Annotated in this window: 14 protein-coding genes; 3 read left to right on the forward strand and 11 right to left on the reverse strand. The window is 65.5% G+C overall.

Annotation, left to right across the window (positions count from 1 at the left end; genetic code table 11):
* Window positions 1-97: 97 nt before the first annotated feature.
* Both QMZ05_RS21105 and QMZ05_RS21110 read right to left on the reverse strand, forming a co-directional pair.
* Window positions 98-940 (reverse strand): NlpC/P60 family protein, encoded by an 843-nt coding sequence (locus QMZ05_RS21105; protein ID WP_353702485.1) that lies wholly within the window; start codon window positions 938-940, stop codon window positions 98-100.
* A complete protein-coding gene (locus tag QMZ05_RS21110) occupies window positions 933-2,312 on the reverse strand; it encodes a leucyl aminopeptidase family protein (RefSeq protein WP_353702486.1) in 1,380 nt (459 codons plus the stop codon). Before QMZ05_RS21110 ends, QMZ05_RS21105 begins: the two co-directional genes overlap by 8 nt.
* 208 nt (window positions 2,313-2,520) lie before the next feature.
* Between QMZ05_RS21110 and QMZ05_RS21115 the strand changes: the two genes are divergently transcribed.
* Window positions 2,521-3,318 carry a tetratricopeptide repeat protein gene (locus tag QMZ05_RS21115; protein WP_353702487.1) on the forward strand — a complete coding sequence of 266 codons (798 nt, stop codon included), beginning with the start codon at window positions 2,521-2,523 and terminating at the stop codon, window positions 3,316-3,318.
* A 120-nt stretch (window positions 3,319-3,438) separates the two neighbouring features.
* Here the strand turns inward: QMZ05_RS21115 and QMZ05_RS21120 are convergent, their stop codons facing one another.
* From QMZ05_RS21120 to QMZ05_RS21160, 9 genes are all read right to left on the reverse strand, one after another.
* Window positions 3,439-4,413, reverse strand: a complete 975-nt coding sequence (locus QMZ05_RS21120) for a type II secretion system F family protein (RefSeq protein WP_353702488.1) — start codon at window positions 4,411-4,413, stop codon at window positions 3,439-3,441.
* 9 nt (window positions 4,414-4,422) lie between these two features.
* Complete coding sequence (locus QMZ05_RS21125) at window positions 4,423-5,400, reverse strand: type II secretion system F family protein (protein WP_353702489.1); 978 nt, start codon at window positions 5,398-5,400, stop codon at window positions 4,423-4,425.
* 11 nt (window positions 5,401-5,411) lie between these two features.
* Window positions 5,412-6,875 carry a CpaF family protein gene (locus tag QMZ05_RS21130; protein ID WP_146989032.1) on the reverse strand — a complete coding sequence of 488 codons (1,464 nt, stop codon included), beginning with the start codon at window positions 6,873-6,875 and terminating at the stop codon, window positions 5,412-5,414.
* A gap of 24 nt (window positions 6,876-6,899) precedes the next feature.
* Window positions 6,900-8,168, reverse strand: coding sequence for an AAA family ATPase (locus tag QMZ05_RS21135; RefSeq protein ID WP_074126886.1), 1,269 nt, complete (start codon window positions 8,166-8,168; stop codon window positions 6,900-6,902).
* On the reverse strand, window positions 8,165-8,917 hold the full coding sequence (locus QMZ05_RS21140) for a CpaD family pilus assembly protein (protein ID WP_353702490.1): 753 nt from the start codon (window positions 8,915-8,917) through the stop codon (window positions 8,165-8,167). Before QMZ05_RS21140 ends, QMZ05_RS21135 begins: the two co-directional genes overlap by 4 nt.
* 8 nt (window positions 8,918-8,925) lie before the next feature.
* Window positions 8,926-10,410 carry a type II and III secretion system protein family protein gene (locus QMZ05_RS21145; protein WP_353702491.1) on the reverse strand — a complete coding sequence of 495 codons (1,485 nt, stop codon included), beginning with the start codon at window positions 10,408-10,410 and terminating at the stop codon, window positions 8,926-8,928.
* 2 nt (window positions 10,411-10,412) lie between these two features.
* On the reverse strand, window positions 10,413-11,207 hold the full coding sequence (gene cpaB, locus QMZ05_RS21150; RefSeq protein ID WP_353702492.1) for a Flp pilus assembly protein CpaB: 795 nt from the start codon (window positions 11,205-11,207) through the stop codon (window positions 10,413-10,415).
* 127 nt (window positions 11,208-11,334) lie between these two features.
* Entirely contained in the window at window positions 11,335-11,859 is a 525-nt protein-coding gene (locus tag QMZ05_RS21155) for a prepilin peptidase (RefSeq protein WP_353702493.1), read from the reverse strand.
* Window positions 11,860-12,024: 165 nt separating this feature from the next.
* The gene (locus QMZ05_RS21160) at window positions 12,025-12,189 is read right to left on the reverse strand and encodes a Flp family type IVb pilin (protein ID WP_353702494.1); all 165 of its coding nucleotides are present in this window, start codon (window positions 12,187-12,189) and stop codon (window positions 12,025-12,027) included.
* Window positions 12,190-12,467: 278 nt separating this feature from the next.
* Here QMZ05_RS21160 and QMZ05_RS21165 point away from each other — a divergent pair, with 278 nt between their 5' ends.
* Both QMZ05_RS21165 and QMZ05_RS21170 read left to right on the forward strand, forming a co-directional pair.
* Window positions 12,468-13,298, forward strand: a complete 831-nt coding sequence (locus QMZ05_RS21165; protein WP_353702495.1) for a sterol desaturase family protein — start codon at window positions 12,468-12,470, stop codon at window positions 13,296-13,298.
* Between the two features lie 24 nt (window positions 13,299-13,322).
* On the forward strand, window positions 13,323-14,768 hold the full coding sequence (locus tag QMZ05_RS21170; protein ID WP_353702496.1) for a hypothetical protein: 1,446 nt from the start codon (window positions 13,323-13,325) through the stop codon (window positions 14,766-14,768).
* Window positions 14,769-14,809: the final 41 nt, after the last annotated feature.

The raw sequence follows: 14,809 nt of genomic DNA on the forward strand, positions 1-14,809 counted from the left end.
AACGCGCAGCGTTGAACCCGGAACCTCGAGATTCCGGGTTCGATGCTTCGCATCGCCCTCAGGTGCGCAATTGCGCACCGGGGAATGACGGAAGCGGCTACAGCCGCTTGATCGCCAGCACCTCGCTACCGGCGGCCTTGATCCTTGCGATCGCAGCGTGCGTGTTCTCCACCACCGTCGCCATGTGATGCGCATTGGCGTGCACGATCGTCGTCGCATCGCGCGCAATTGCGACATGGCCCTTCCAGAAGATCAGGTCGCCGCGCTGCAGATGCTTGGATTCCGCAGCCGTCAATTCGCGGCCGAGCCCTTCCAGCTGCATGTCGCTGTCGCGCGGGCAGCCGGTGCCGGCGGCGGTCAGCGCGATCTGCACCAGGCCGGAGCAGTCGATGCCGAGACTGGACTTGCCGCCCCACAGATAAGGCGTGCCGACGAATTGCTCGGCGATGGCGACGAAATCCGGCGCCATCGCGTCGAGCGGCGCGAGATGCTGTCGCGGCAGGTGCCAGCCCTCGCGGCTCACCGCGAAGGCGCCGTCCTCGCGGACGATTGCGAGCTTGCTCTCCATCGCCAGCGCCTCGGCCGGCGGCAGCTTGATCGACGGTCCCGGGAACGCCAGCGTGCGCAGCGCCGTCACCTTGTGCGTGGCCGCGGCACCGGGCTTGGCCAGCGCGGCCTCGGGAATCCAGCCGACATAGCCGTCATCGGCGAGCTGGCCCCAGGCCCAGCCTTCGCCATTGCGGTCATACACCGTGACGCGCTCGCCTTTCAGCGCCTGCGTCATCTGTTCGGCATCGGCCGCCGGCGCCCGCCGCAGCGGCGCGATCGCGTCAACGACCTCGAAGGTCTCGCCTTCGACGAAGCGCGCAGCCTTGACCTTGCCTTCGAGATATTTCGCGGCGACGTCGTCGCGAGCAGGAGTGAGGCGGGGATCATCCATAACGCTGGCTCAGCAATTTATAGATCGCGCGCGCGGCCTGGCATTCGCCGCCTTCGGGGCGGGCGGGCTTTGCCGACGGCGTCCAGCCGAAGATGTCGACATGCAGCCAGCTCCTGGCGTGCTCGACGAAGCGCTGCAGGAACAGCGCGCAGGTGATCGAGCCGGCGAAACCGCCTGACGGCGCGTTGGTGATGTCGGCGGTCTTGGAGTCGAGCCAGGCATCGTAGGCCGGCCACAGCGGCATTCGCCACAACGGGTCGTTCTCGCCCTTTGCGTGAGCTGCGACGTCAGCGGCGAGCGCTTCGTCATTGGTGTAGAACGGCGGCAGATCCGGGCCCAGCGCCACGCGCGCCGCGCCGGTCAGCGTGCCGAGATCGATCAGCAGATCCGGCGTCTCCTCATCGGCCAGCGCCAGCGCGTCGGCGAGCACCAGCCGCCCCTCGGCGTCGGTGTTGCCGATCTCGACGGTGATGCCCTTGCGCGACTTGAAGATGTCGAGCGGGCGGAACGCGTTGCCGGCAACCGCGTTCTCGACCGCCGGGATCAGCACGCGCAGCCGCACCTTCAGCTTCGCGTCCATCACCATCTGCGCCAGCGCCAGCACGTTGGCGGCGCCGCCCATGTCCTTCTTCATGATCAGCATGCCGCTCGACGGCTTCAGGTCGAGCCCGCCGGTGTCGAAGCAGACGCCCTTGCCGACCAGCGTCACCTTTGGATGGGCCGGATCGCCCCAGGAGAGATCGATCAGCCGCGGCGCGCGCGTCGAGGCCATGCCGACGGCGTGGATCAGCGGGAAGTTCTGCGCGAGCTCGTCGCCGTCGATGCAATTGAAGGCGGCGCCGAACCGGCTTGCGAGATCGCGTGCCACCTCGGCGAGCTCGGCCGGGCCCATGTCGTTGGACGGCGTGTTGATGAGGTCGCGCGCCAGCGCGGCGGCATCCGCGATCCGCGCGATCTCGGCGGCGTCGACGCCATCGGGCGGCACCAGGCGGACCTCGGGCGCCTTGTTCTTGCGATAGCGGCCGAAGCGGTAGCAGCCGAGCGCAAAGGCGAGCGCGGCAAGCCGCGTGTCATGCGGTGCATTGGCAAAGCGGTAGACGCCCGGCGGCAGCAGGCCGGGCAGGGCGCCGGGCCGGAACGGATCGCGCGCCTTGTGATCGGAATCCTCGAGGCCGAACAGCACCTGCGCGATGCCGCCGTCAGCCGCCGGCAAGGCAAGGGATTTGCCGGGCTTGGCCTCAAAGCCGTTGGCCTCGGCGAACTGGCGGGCCGGCGCCGGCAACTCGCTGCGGATCGCATCCCATGTCGCCTTGGTAACGAAGGTGATCGGTGTAACGGCGGTCGTGGGTGCGGTCTCGAACACGGATGGCATGGGGCTCTCGGCTGTTCTGGCGGCGCTGGTTGGCTACTACACGCCTTTCATGGCGGATGGTAGCGCGGGAGCGGTTGACGTGACCTGCGGCATTGGAACCGGGCGCGCCGATCTCTGACAGTGCCAGTTAACCAGACGTTAGGGTTAACAGTCTATTGCTGGCACGCTCAGTTGGATCCATTCGCCCGATTTCGTGAGTCACAGTGCCATGCGTCGACAGTCCAATTTGACCCGGCATCTCGCTTCCGCAGCCTTCGTGGCGCTTTTGGCCGCAGGGCTTGGCGGCTGCCAGACCATGTCCGACGTGACCGGATCGATCGCGTCGCGGCCAGATCCCACGCCCGACGATCCGCGTCGCGTCGTCGAGCTCTATGGCGAGCGCTATCGCAAGAACCCCAAGGATGTCGACGCGGCGATCGCCTACGGCCAGGCGTTGCGCATGAGCGGACAGCGTTCGCAGGCCTGCGCCGTGCTGGAGCAGGCCACGCTCGCCAGCCCCGGCAGCAAGCCGCTGCTCGCCGCTTATGGTCGTGCGCTGGCCGACAACGGCAATTCGCAGGCAGCATTCGACGTGCTGAGCCGTGCGCACAGTCCGGACAATCCGGACTGGCGGATCCTGTCGGTGCAGGGCACCACGCTCGACAAGTTGAACCGGCACGAGGAAGCGCGGCGCTACTACGCGAGCGCGCTGCGGCTGGCTCCGGATGAGCCGTCGGTGCTGTCCAATCTCGGCCTGTCCTACATGCTGACCAAGGAATTGCCGAAGGCGGAAGAGACGCTGCGCCAGGCCTATGCCAGCGCACGCGCCGATACCCGCATCCGGCAGAACCTTGCGCTGGTGGTCGGCCTGCAGGGTCGCTTCGCGGAGGCCGAAACCATCGTCAAGGCCGATCTGCCGGCGGAAGAGGCGGCGGCCAACGTCGCCTACCTCCGCGACATGCTGAACCGCAAGGACGGGCCGCGGACCGCATCGCGCGCCGCACCTGTCGTCGCCAAGGACGATTAGCGCTCCACTGCTCTTGCGCTTGATGGCGAAGCTCTCAGCTCGCGAAGCATCGTGCTTCATGTGCCCACAAAAGAAAGCGCCCGGCATTGCCGGGCGTTTTCGTAGGCGCTGCTGCGCAGCTCAGTGCATCGTGGCGATCTTGATGTAGGACGGCCCGAGGATCACGATGAACAGGCAGGGCAGGAAGAACAGGATCATCGGCACCGTCAGCTTGGGCGGCAACGCCGCGGCCTTCTTCTCGGCCTCGTTCATGCGCATGTCGCGGTTTTCCTGGGCCATCACGCGCAAGCTCTGGCCGAGCGGGGTGCCGTAGCGTTCGGATTGCTGCAAGGCCATGCAGACCGACTTCACGCCTTCGAGGCCGGTGCGGCGCGCCAGGTTCTCGTAGGCCGACTTGCGGTCCTGCAGGTAGGACAATTCCGCGGTCGTCAGCGCGAACTCCTCCGACAGCGCGATCGACTGTCCGGCGATCTCGTTGGCGACCTTGCGGAACGCGACCTCGACCGACATGCCCGACTCGATGCAGATCAGCAGCAGGTCGAGCGAATCCGGGAAAGCGCGTTTGATCTGGAGCTGGCGCTTGGAGATCGCATTCTTCAGGAACAGCATCGGCGCCTGCAGGCCGGCATAGGCCGCGCCGACGCAAATGCCGATCTTGAGCGTCAGCGACCAGTTCGCGCCGGCGATGAAGAACGTGTAGATGATTGCGCCGATCAGCATCAGGATCGGCGTGACCGCGCGTGCTGCCAGGAAGTAGACATACGGCGCGTGGCCGCGATAGCCGGCCATCACGAGCTTCTCGATCGCCGCCTCCTGAGCCAGCCATTTGGTGAGGTTCAGGTCATCCACCATCTTGGAGACGGCCTGCCGCGGCGTCTGGCGCAGCGTCACCTTTTCCGACTTGGCCAGGCGTTCGCGTTCGCGCTGCCGGAGGCGTTCGCGCTCGCTGGCGACGGCCTTCATGCGCTTGTTGAGGTCGCCGCCGGCGAGCAGCGGCATCACCAGCGTGTAGACCGTCGCGCTTGCCGCGAAGAAGGCAAGCAGCATGGTCATGAACCTGACGTCGTGAAGCTTGGCGACCAGAATATCAATCATGCGGCACCGTCAGAAATCGAAGTTGATCATCTTCTTCATCACCAGCACGCCGCACGTCATCCAGAGGGCGCAGCCAACCAGCATCAGCTGGCCCATCGAGTTCGTCCACAGCAGGGCGATGTAGTCCGGCGTCGTGAGGAACACCAGGATCATCACGATCGGCGGCAGCGAGCCGATGATGGCGGCGGAGGCCTTCGCTTCCATCGACATCGCCTGGATCTTCTCGGCCATCTTCTTGCGGTCGCGCAGCACCCGCGACAAATTGCCGAGCGCTTCCGACAGATTGCCGCCGGATTTCTGCTGGATCGCGATCACGATGCCGAAGAAGTTCGCCTCCGGCAGCGGCATGCGTTCGTAGAGCCGGGCGCAGGCCTCGCCGAGCGGCATGCCGATCGCCTGGGTCTCGATGATCGCGAGGAATTCGCTGCGCAGCGGCTCGGGCGCGTCGTTGACGACCGCCTTGAGCGATTCGAACAGCGGCAGGCCGGCCTTGATGCCGCGCACGATGACGTCGACGGCGTCGGGCAGCGCCTTCAGGAACGCCTTCTCCCGCCGCTTCTTCAGAAAGCCGAGCAGCCAGCGCGGTGCGCCGAGACCCATGGCGAAGCCGATGCCGGCCGCACCGAGCAGTCCTCCGCCGATTATGAAGGCCACACCGAACCCGAACAGGCCGAGGGCGCCGGAGATCATCCAGAATTTCTGCTCGGACCATTCCAGTCCGGCTTGCGAGATGCGGACGCCGAGCGGGACCTTCTTGTCCTTTTGCCGCCGCGCCTCGAGCTCCTTCAGTGATCCCTCGACCTGCTCGCGGCGGGAGCGCTGCGTGCGCTCACTGCCGCGCGTCGTCGACTGCTCGTTGCGCGCCACCGATGCACGGCGCGACTCGGCCTTCTTCTCTCCCGAAAGGTACGGATAGAGGAAGACCCAGGCGATGCCGCCCACCGTGGTGGCGGCGAGGAAGGCCAGAGCAAGCGTTTGCGTCTGCATCCTGCGCTCCCCTAGACCGGCGCCGGCGAGTCGGAGGCGTCCAGCGCCGCCGCAAGCCGCTTCTCTTCATTGTAGTAGCGCGCCCGCTCCCAGAAGCGCGGCCGGCCGATGCCGGTCGAGCGGTGCTTGCCGATGATCTTGCCGTTGGCGTCTTCCCCGACCACATCGTAGAGGAAGATGTCCTGTGTGATGATGGTGTCGCCTTCCATGCCCATCACCTCGGTGATGTGGGTGATGCGGCGCGAACCGTCGCGCAGGCGCGCAGCCTGCACGATGATGTCGACCGAGGCGCAGATCATCTCGCGAATGGTGCGCGAGGGAAGCGAGAAGCCGCCCATGGTGATCATGGATTCGCAGCGTGACAGCGCTTCGCGGGGATTGTTGGCGTGGAGCGTGCCCATCGAGCCGTCGTGGCCGGTGTTCATCGCCTGCAACAGGTCGAACGCTTCGGGTCCGCGGACTTCGCCGACGATGATGCGCTCGGGACGCATACGCAGGCAGTTGCGGACCAGCTCGCGCATCGTGACCTGGCCCTCGCCTTCGATGTTCGGCGGCCGGGTTTCCAGCCGCACCACATGCGGCTGCTGCAGCTGAAGTTCGGCGGCGTCTTCGCAGGTGATGATGCGTTCGTCGTGCTCGATATAGTTGGTCAGGCAGTTCAGCAGCGTGGTCTTGCCCGAGCCGGTACCGCCCGAGATGATCACGTTGCAGCGGACCCGGCCGATGATCTGCAGGATGGTCGCCCCTTCCGGCGTGATCGCGCCGAACTTGACGAGCTGCTCGAGCGTCAGCTTGTCCTTCTTGAATTTGCGGATGGTGAGCGCAGGCCCGTCGATCGCCAGCGGCGGCACGATGGCGTTGACGCGCGAGCCGTCGGCGAGGCGGGCGTCGCAGATCGGCGAGGATTCGTCGACGCGCCGGCCGACCTGGCTGACGATGCGCTGGCAGATGTTGAGAAGCTGCTGGTTGTCGCGAAAGCGGATACCGGTGCGCTGGATCTTGCCGGCGACTTCGATGAACACCGTGCCCGCGCCGTTGACCATGATGTCGGCGATGTCGTCGCGCGACAGCAGGGGCTCGAGCGGTCCGTAGCCGAGCACGTCGTTGCAGATGTCGTCGAGCAGCTCTTCCTGCTCGGCGATCGACATCACGATGTTCTTGATCGCGATGATCTCGTTGACGATGTCGCGGATTTCCTCGCGCGCCGACTCGCTGTCCAGCTTGGCGAGCTGGGCAAGGTCGATCGCCTCGATCAGGGCGCCGAAGATCGTCGCCTTGACCTGATAGTAGTTGTCCGAGCGGCGGGCTTCGACGGCGGGAGCCGGCGGCGGCTTGGCGGGGGCCAGCGGCGGCGACGATATCGTCGGGGCGGCGGACTCGCGAGCCATCGGCGACGATCCGGCAGGCTCCGGCGTCTGAAAAGCGGGCTTGGGTGCCCGCACGTCCCCATCGTTTCCGCTACGCTTACCAAACACGACGTCTTGACTCCACGCGGACCACTATTTGGACCGCAGCTTTTCGAGCAGGGGCGACAGGAAGGACCCCCTCGGCTTCTTGGTTTCGCCGCGGCCTGTCAGCCGCTGCGCCATCTGCAGAAACATCTCGACTGCGCGGTGATTGGCGGAGATTTCCGCGATCATCTGGCCGTTGTTGGCGGCCGAGCCGAAGATCTGCGGATCGAACGGGATGGCGGCGATCGGCTGGCTTTCGATCGCCTTGGCGAATTCCCCGGCCGCGATCTCCGGACGCTTCGGCACGCCGACCTGGTTCAGGCAGTACAACGGCGCGCGGTCGTTCGGCCGTGACGCCTTCAGGAGGTCGAACATGTTCTTGGCGTTGCGCAGATTGGCGAGGTCGGGCGCCGCCACGATCAGGATGTCGTCGGCCGCGATCAGCGCTCGTTTGGTCCAGCCGGACCATTGATGCGGCACATCAAGGACGATGCAGGGCATCGTGGTGCGCAGCGTATCGAAAATCGCATCGAACGCCTCGGCGCCGAAATCGTAGACCTTGTCGAGCGTAGCCGGCGCCGCCAGCAGGCTGAGATGGTCGGTGCATTTCGACAGCAGGCGGTCGACGAAAGCGGTATCGACGCGGTCCGGCGAGAACACGGCATCCGCGATGCCCTGCGCCGGATCCTGGTTGTAGTTGAGGCCGGCGGTACCGAACGCAAGGTCGAGATCGGCGACCACGGAATCGAGCGCCAGATCGCGGGCGATCGCCCAGGCGACATTGTGCGCGATCGTCGAGGCGCCGACGCCGCCCTTGGCGCCGACGATGGCGACTACGCGGCCGACCGCCTTGGCTTCCGGCGCCGAGAACAGGTTGCAGACCGCGCGCACCACGTCGATCGCATGCGCCGGCGCAATCACGTAGTCGCTGACGCCGCGGCGCACCAGCTCGCGGTACAGCGTGACGTCGTTGACGCGGCCGATCACGACAACCCTTGTACCGGCGTCGCATACCGTGGCGAGCTGGTCGAGGCCGGCCAGAATGTCGCTGCGGCCCTCGGTCTCGAGGATGATGACGTTGGGCGTCGGCGCCGAGCGATAGGCCTCGATGGCGGCCGCCATGCCGCCCATCTGGATCTTGAGGTGAGCCTTGGCCAACCGGCGATCCTCGCCAGCCGACTGCACGGCGGCGGCGGTTTCGACCGTCTCGCAGAATGCCTGAACCGAAACCCGTGGCGCCGGAGCAATATGGTCGTCCACGGCCTGCGGCGGGGCGTCCGTCTGCTCTTCGGAGTTTTGCTGCGCGTAGGTGATCATTTTCCTGTGTCGCTTAGCTTGGCCCTGTCGGCCTCGGGATAGGTCGTGGCAGTGGTGGTGCCCTTGCGATACTTGTCGAAGGCGATATTGCGGCGCGACGTGTAGGCAGGGGTCTCCGCGCGCGGCTGCACGAGGTCAGTCGGGTCTTCGACCATGGCGGCAAGGTTGCGCTGATTGGCGCAGCCGAAATTGTAGTATTGCTTGTTCTGGATGTAGGACCCGTTGTGCATCGACGGGCCGAGATCCTCCGGCCAGAGGCCGCACGGCCCGGCCTCCGCCTTCATCTTGGGATAATTCACGCGGATCGCAGCCATCAGGCGCGGATTCTCGGGATGATATTTGCGCACGAGGATCCCGCGCGGCGGCACGCCGGCCGCGGCGAAGGTGGCCTGAATCTCGCGCAGCGATTCCAGCGCGGGCCGGGCGTTCGGCGTGTCGACGGGAACGTCGATGGTGACGGCGCCGGTGCCTTCGCGCATCCAGTCCTGCGCCATTCCCATCACCTCGGCGCGCTGCTCCGCGGTCAAGCCGCCGCGGCTGCGGCCGACGAAGACCACGATCGAGCGGTCGGCCTCGGTGACGGCGATCGGGTGACGCAGGCGATAGTCGGCCGGTGAGTCCACCATCGCGAAGCTGTTGTCGGCGGCGTGCTGGCAGGCGCCGAGCGTCATGGCAAGGCCGACGAGCGCTCCGGCGAGACTGACGATGCGCTTGTGATCGGCGGATTTTCTGGGTGTGGTCTGTGTCATCGTCCGCCTCAGTCGGTAATGAAGCCGTAGGTGCCGCGGTAATTCCGCGCCGGCTCGGTGCGGCCAGGCACGCCGTAGATGCGATTGAGGCTGCCCAGCAGGTCGGCCTGCGGATCGGATGCGTTGGCGAAGCCGTCATCCGGACGCGACAGGTCCTTCTGCGCCACCGCGCGAACGACATAGGGCGTCACCAGAACCATCAGTTCGGTCTGGTTGTTGACGAAGTCGCGGCTGCGGAACAGCGTGCCGAGCACCGGCAGCGACGCCAGGCCGGGGAGGCCGTTGATCGCCTGCTTGGTCTGGTCCTGGATCAGGCCGGCCATGGCCATAGAGCCGCCCGAGGGAATCTCCAGCGTGGTCTCGGCGCGGCGGGTCTTGATCGAGGGGATCGTCGTTCCGCCCGCGCCGCCCGTCAGTGCGTTCTCGGTCGAGACTTCCGACACTTCGGTCATCACGCGCAGGCTGATCCGTCCTTCGGTCAGCACCACCGGGGTGAAGTTGAGCGAAATGCCGAATTTCTTGAAGCTGACGGTCTGGACGCAATTCCCGATCGTGCCGGTCGACGAAGTCTGACAGGTCACGCCGGTCGGAATTGGAAACTCGCCGCCCGAGATGAAGGTTGCCGATTCGCCCGATATCGCGGTCAGGTTCGGTTCGGCGAGCGTCCGCACCACGCCGGCGCTTTCCATCGCGCGGATCGTCGCCGACACCGATGATCCGAACTGCGTCGTGAGGTTGTTGCCGGACACCAGTGGCCCGCTGTTCGCCGTGAACGGGTTGTTGTTGGCGAATTTCACCACGGCGGTGCCGTAGTTGAGGTTCGCGGTGAGGTCGATGCCGAGCTGCTTGATCAGGCTGCGCGAGACTTCGGCAACCGTGACTTTCAGCATCACCTGGTCGCGGCCGCGAACCGCGATCGAGTTCACGACCTTGTCGGGGCCGCCGACCAGCCGGGTGGCGATCTCGCCGGCCTGCTGCGCATCGATCGGGCTCGCCGCGCTGCCGGTCAGCATCACGCCGTCGCCGACGCCCTCGATCTGGATATCGGAATTCGGCAGCGCCGCGCGCAGCGCCTGACGTACGCCGTTGAGGTCGCGCTTGACGGCGATGTCATAGGCCGCGATCTGCTGTCCGGCGGCGTCGAAGAACACGATGTTGGTCTGGCCGACCGTTGCGCCGATGATGTAGGCGCGCTGCGCCGAGCGGACCACGGCGTTGGCGATCTTGGGATCGGCCACCAGCACGTCCTTGATGTCCCTGGGCAGGTCGATCACGATCGATTTGCCGACGCCGAGCGAGAGGAAACGGGCATTCATCTGGCCGCCGTCGGCAGATGCCGCAGGGGCAGGCGCAGCGCGATAGTCGCTCGCCACCACCGGCGTCAGCGCCGGGTTGAGCGAGAGCGCCGCGACGGCCGAGAACGACAATGCGCGGACCATGAAGGCCCGCATCGTCCGTTGAGTTGCCCCGCCCTTCATCACGTGTGTCCTCATGGTCACTTCTGCATCGTTGCCTGGTTGGCAACGCCGAAGCGGATGACGTTGATCGTCTCACCGCGCCTCGGGTGGTTGTCGTCGGTCTTGGTTTCGGGCGCGTTGTTGTCGGCGATGCTGCGCAGCGCCAGCGACAGGACGCCGCTCTGGCGCGCACGCGCCAGCGTCTCGGTCTGTTCGGGCTTCAGCTCCAGCGTCACCGTCTTGCCGATCAGTGCGTTGGTGCCGTCCTTCTCCTTCGGCGCCTGGTCGATCGCAAGCACGCGGATATTGGTCAGGATCACCTCGGAATTGACGATGTCGGCGCCGTTGCGGTCCGGATTCTTGTCGCGCTTCGACAGCAGCACGTCGACCCGGTCGTTCGGCAGGATGAAGCCGCCGGCGCCGGTCTCGGGCGAGATTTCGGTCGAAACCGCCCGCATGCCGGTCGGCAGGATCGCGGCCATGAAGCCGCTGCCGTCGGCCTTGACGAGCTTCTGCTCGCGGATCGGCTCGCCCTGGATGAACGGGGCGCGCGCGATCGAGCCGGTGACGTCCTTGATGGCGTCGGCGTTATTGTCCTTGCGCATGAAGCTCGCGCTGGCGGTGGCTGCCGGCCAGGTCTGCCACTGCAAATCCTCGGGCTTCACGGCTTGGCCGAGCCCGATGTCGGTGCGTGCGACCAGGATGTCCACGGTGGGCAGCTGCGCGACCGGCGGGGGAGGCGCCGGCTTGTCGTCGCTTCCGCTTGCCAAATAAAGCGCCGCAAGGCCGGCGCAGCCTGCAATTGCCAGGACCAGAATGCGGGCCTTATCCATTACGCTTCACTTTCCACATGACGCCGCGACGCTGCCGCCGCCGTGATGGGAGTTGACCAGCTATTCGTCAAAGCATGGTTAATGAGGCGTATCTAAATCGCCTTAACGAGCGGTTACCGCTGCTTTTTCAGCGCAAGGCGAAGTGCGCGAGGTCGATCGTCTTGATCCAGTCCGTCTCGGGATAGATCAACAGGGCGCCAAGGGCGAGTGCGATGCCGTAGGGGATTCCGGTCTGCTTGTCGTGCAGGCGGCTGAGCCAGGCCTGGGACGCGAGCGGGTAGGGCAGCGGCCACTGCCGGAGCTGCAGCAGCAGCACGGTCAGCGCGCCGCCGAACAGCGAGGCAAAGACCAGATAGGGGAGCAGGTGCTCGAAGCCGAACCACAGGCTGGCCGCTGCCGCGACCTTGGCGTCTCCGCCACCGACCCAGCCCATCGCAAACATGCCGAACGCCACCACCAGAACCAGCGCACCTGCGCCGGCATGGCTGAGGATGTCATGAACGTCCATCCCGATCAGCGGCGCCATGACGAAGAAGCCGGCCGCCAGCGCCAGCGAGATCCGGTTCGGGATCGTCATGGTCAGGAGATCGCTCGCCGCGGCGAAGGCCATCAGGGCCGGAAACAGCATCAAGCGAGCGAGGTCGAGGATCATGGATTCATGCCGTCAAGCTGGAGCTGCGGTCGAGGCCCGACGCTAGCGGCCAATGGTGAACAATCGGGAAAGGATGGCCGGCGCCTTCGATGGAGGTGCCCCCCCGACAAATAGCAAAGGTCCCGGGGATGCCGGGACCTTTGATGCGAGTTCGTCGGAACCGGCTTACTTCAGCGAACCGGCGATCGTGCTGAAGGTGCCCGAGAGCTTGGAGCCGACGCCGTTGACTGCAGCGATGATCGCGATGGCGATACCGGTGGCGATCAGGCCGTATTCGATGGCGGTCGCGCCCGACTCGTCCTTCACGAAGCGCGAAACGAGGTTCTTCATAAGTAACTCCTGTGTACACGTGGCTGGTCGAACTAGGTTTGGTCTCGCCGGCGTTCTCAGCACCGTGACCATTGCGGCACCCTACGGTTCGACAATTTCGGTGCAGTTAATTTGATTGCACAAACACAGTGGGAACCCGCACTTGTTGCGCACAGTAAATTTGGGATTAAGCGATCCGCTCAAATTGCGGATTGTTGCTGAGGACCGCTGGGCACACCTGTTCACGGCTCCTTAAGTGCACATCTGTACCCATGGGGCTTCCGTCGAATGAGGCCGTCATGCCCAGTCTTCCCTTTGAAGTCATCGAGATGATCGGCCAGACGATGATGAAGGTGGTGCCGATCACCATCGCTCTGGCGCTGTTCTTCACGGTGCTCACCCGTTTCTGGGCCTGCAATCCCGGCAAGCCATGGTGGCAGAAGCGTGAGCTGGTCACCGACATCTGCTACTGGTTCTTCGTGCCGGTGTTCGCCCGTGTGCTGCGCATCGGGCTGCTGGTGGTGGGCGCGGCCGTGGTGTTCAACGTTCACGGCGCCGACGATCTGATCGCGTTCTACGAGAACGGGCACGGCCCGCTGGCGCAGCTTCCGCTCTGGCTGCAGTCCATCATCTTCCTCGTCGGCTCCGATTTCATGCTGTACTGGCTGCACCGGATGTTCCACCGCGGCGACTTCTGGAAGTACCACGCCATTCATCACTCCTCCGAGGATCTTGAATGGATCTCCGCGGCACGCTTCCATCCGGTCAATCTCCTGATCGGCACGATCACCGTCGACGTGATCCTGCTGATGGCCGGCATCTCGCCGAACATCATGCTGTGGGTCGGGCCGTTCACCACATTCCACTCGGCGTTCGTGCACGCCAACCTGAACTGGACGCTCGGCCCGTTCAAATATGTGATCGCGACGCCGGTGTTTCACCGCTGGCATCACACCGGGCTCGAGGAAGGCGGCGACACCAATTTCGCAGGCACGTTCCCGCTCTGGGATATTCTGTTCGGGACGTTCCGCATGCCCGAAGGCAAGCTTCCGGAAGATTACGGCGTCGATGCCGAGCAGGGCGTGCCGACCGAGATCGGCGGACAGCTGGCCTATCCGTTCCGGCAGTGATGCCGGTGGCCGCCAGGTGCCATCATGAGCGTTGAGACGGCGACCTTCTCGCGGGCGAGAGCCTCCGCGTTCGCCGAGATCCCGGCCTGGTTCTGGATGGCGTGCGGCGTTTATGCGCTGCTGCTGTTCGTCGGCGACCGGCTGCTCGCCGATTCCGATACCTACTGGCAGATTGCCGTCGGCCGCTGGATCCTCGACCATCGCACGCTGCCATCGGTCGACACCTATTCGTTCACCAAGGCCGGTGCGCCGTGGGTGTCGTCTTCCTGGCTGGCGCAGGTTCTGTTCGCGAAGGCCTACGACCTCGCCGGGTGGACCGGCCCGGCGGCGCTGGCCGCGGCCTGTGCCGCCGCCAGCTTCGCACTGCTGACCGCGATCCTCAGCCGCGCGCTGCCGGCGATCTATGCGAGCCTGATCGCCCTTGCGGCGCTGGTCCTGACCTGCGGGCACCTGCTGGCCCGTCCGCACGTGCTGGTGATGCCCATCATGCTGGTCTGGGCGAACGGCCTGATGACCGCCAGCGAACGGCGCGAGGCGCCTTCGTTCTGGTTGCTGCCGCTGATCGCGCTGTGGGCCAACCTGCATGGCGGCTTTCTGTTCGGCCTGGTGCTGGTTGGCGCATTTGGCCTCGATGCGCTGTGGAATGCCGTGCCGGCTCAAAGGTGGGCGCTGGCGCTGCGCTGGGCAGCCTTCGGCATCGGCGCGCTGGCGGCGTGCTGCGTGACCCCCTACGGATGGGGCTCGATTCTCGCCTCGCTGAAGATTCTCGGTCTCGGTGAATTGCTGCATCTCATCCAGGAATGGAGGCCGGCGACGTTCAGCGAGATCGACCCGTTCGCGCTGTCCATCCTCGGCCTGCTCGGCGCCGCGCTCTATTACGGGGCGAGGTTGCCGCTGCCGCGAATCCTCCTGGTGCTGGGCTTGCTGCACATGGCCCTGTCTCACATCAGAAATCTCGAGCTGTTCGCGCTGCTGCTGCCGCTCGCTGTGCTCACGCCGGTCGCAACCCAGTTCCGCCTGCGTGGCTCTTGTACCGTCCGCCCGAGGGCCGTTCCGGCAACAATTCTCTTCGCCGGACTTTGCGTGTGGACGTCAGTCGCTGCGGCGCGTCAGGTCATATCGCCGCCGCCGATCTATTCGCCGGCTGCCGCGGTTGACGCGATGAAGGCGCGCAACGTCAAGCGGGTGCTCAACGATCTGCAGTTCGGCGGATATCTGATCTGGCGTCAGGTGCCGGTGTTCATCGACGGGCGCGCCGAGCTCTACGGCGAGACGTTCGGGATGGGCTTGGCCCGCGCGCTTCAGCTCAAGGACGTCAACGGTTTCCTCAGCCTGCTCGAGACCAATGATATCGATGCGGTGATGCTCGCTCCGGACACGCCGGCTTCCAGATTGCTGGATCATATCGGAGGATGGCAGCGCCTCTACGCCGACGATCGCGTGGTCGTTCACGTCCGCGTCGCCAGTTGAAGCCGTTGCGGTCATACGACGGGGGTCGCTGCGAAGTGGCA

Source organism: Bradyrhizobium sp. INPA03-11B, from assembly GCF_040446015.1.
Taxonomy (GTDB): domain Bacteria; phylum Pseudomonadota; class Alphaproteobacteria; order Rhizobiales; family Xanthobacteraceae; genus Bradyrhizobium; species Bradyrhizobium macuxiense_A.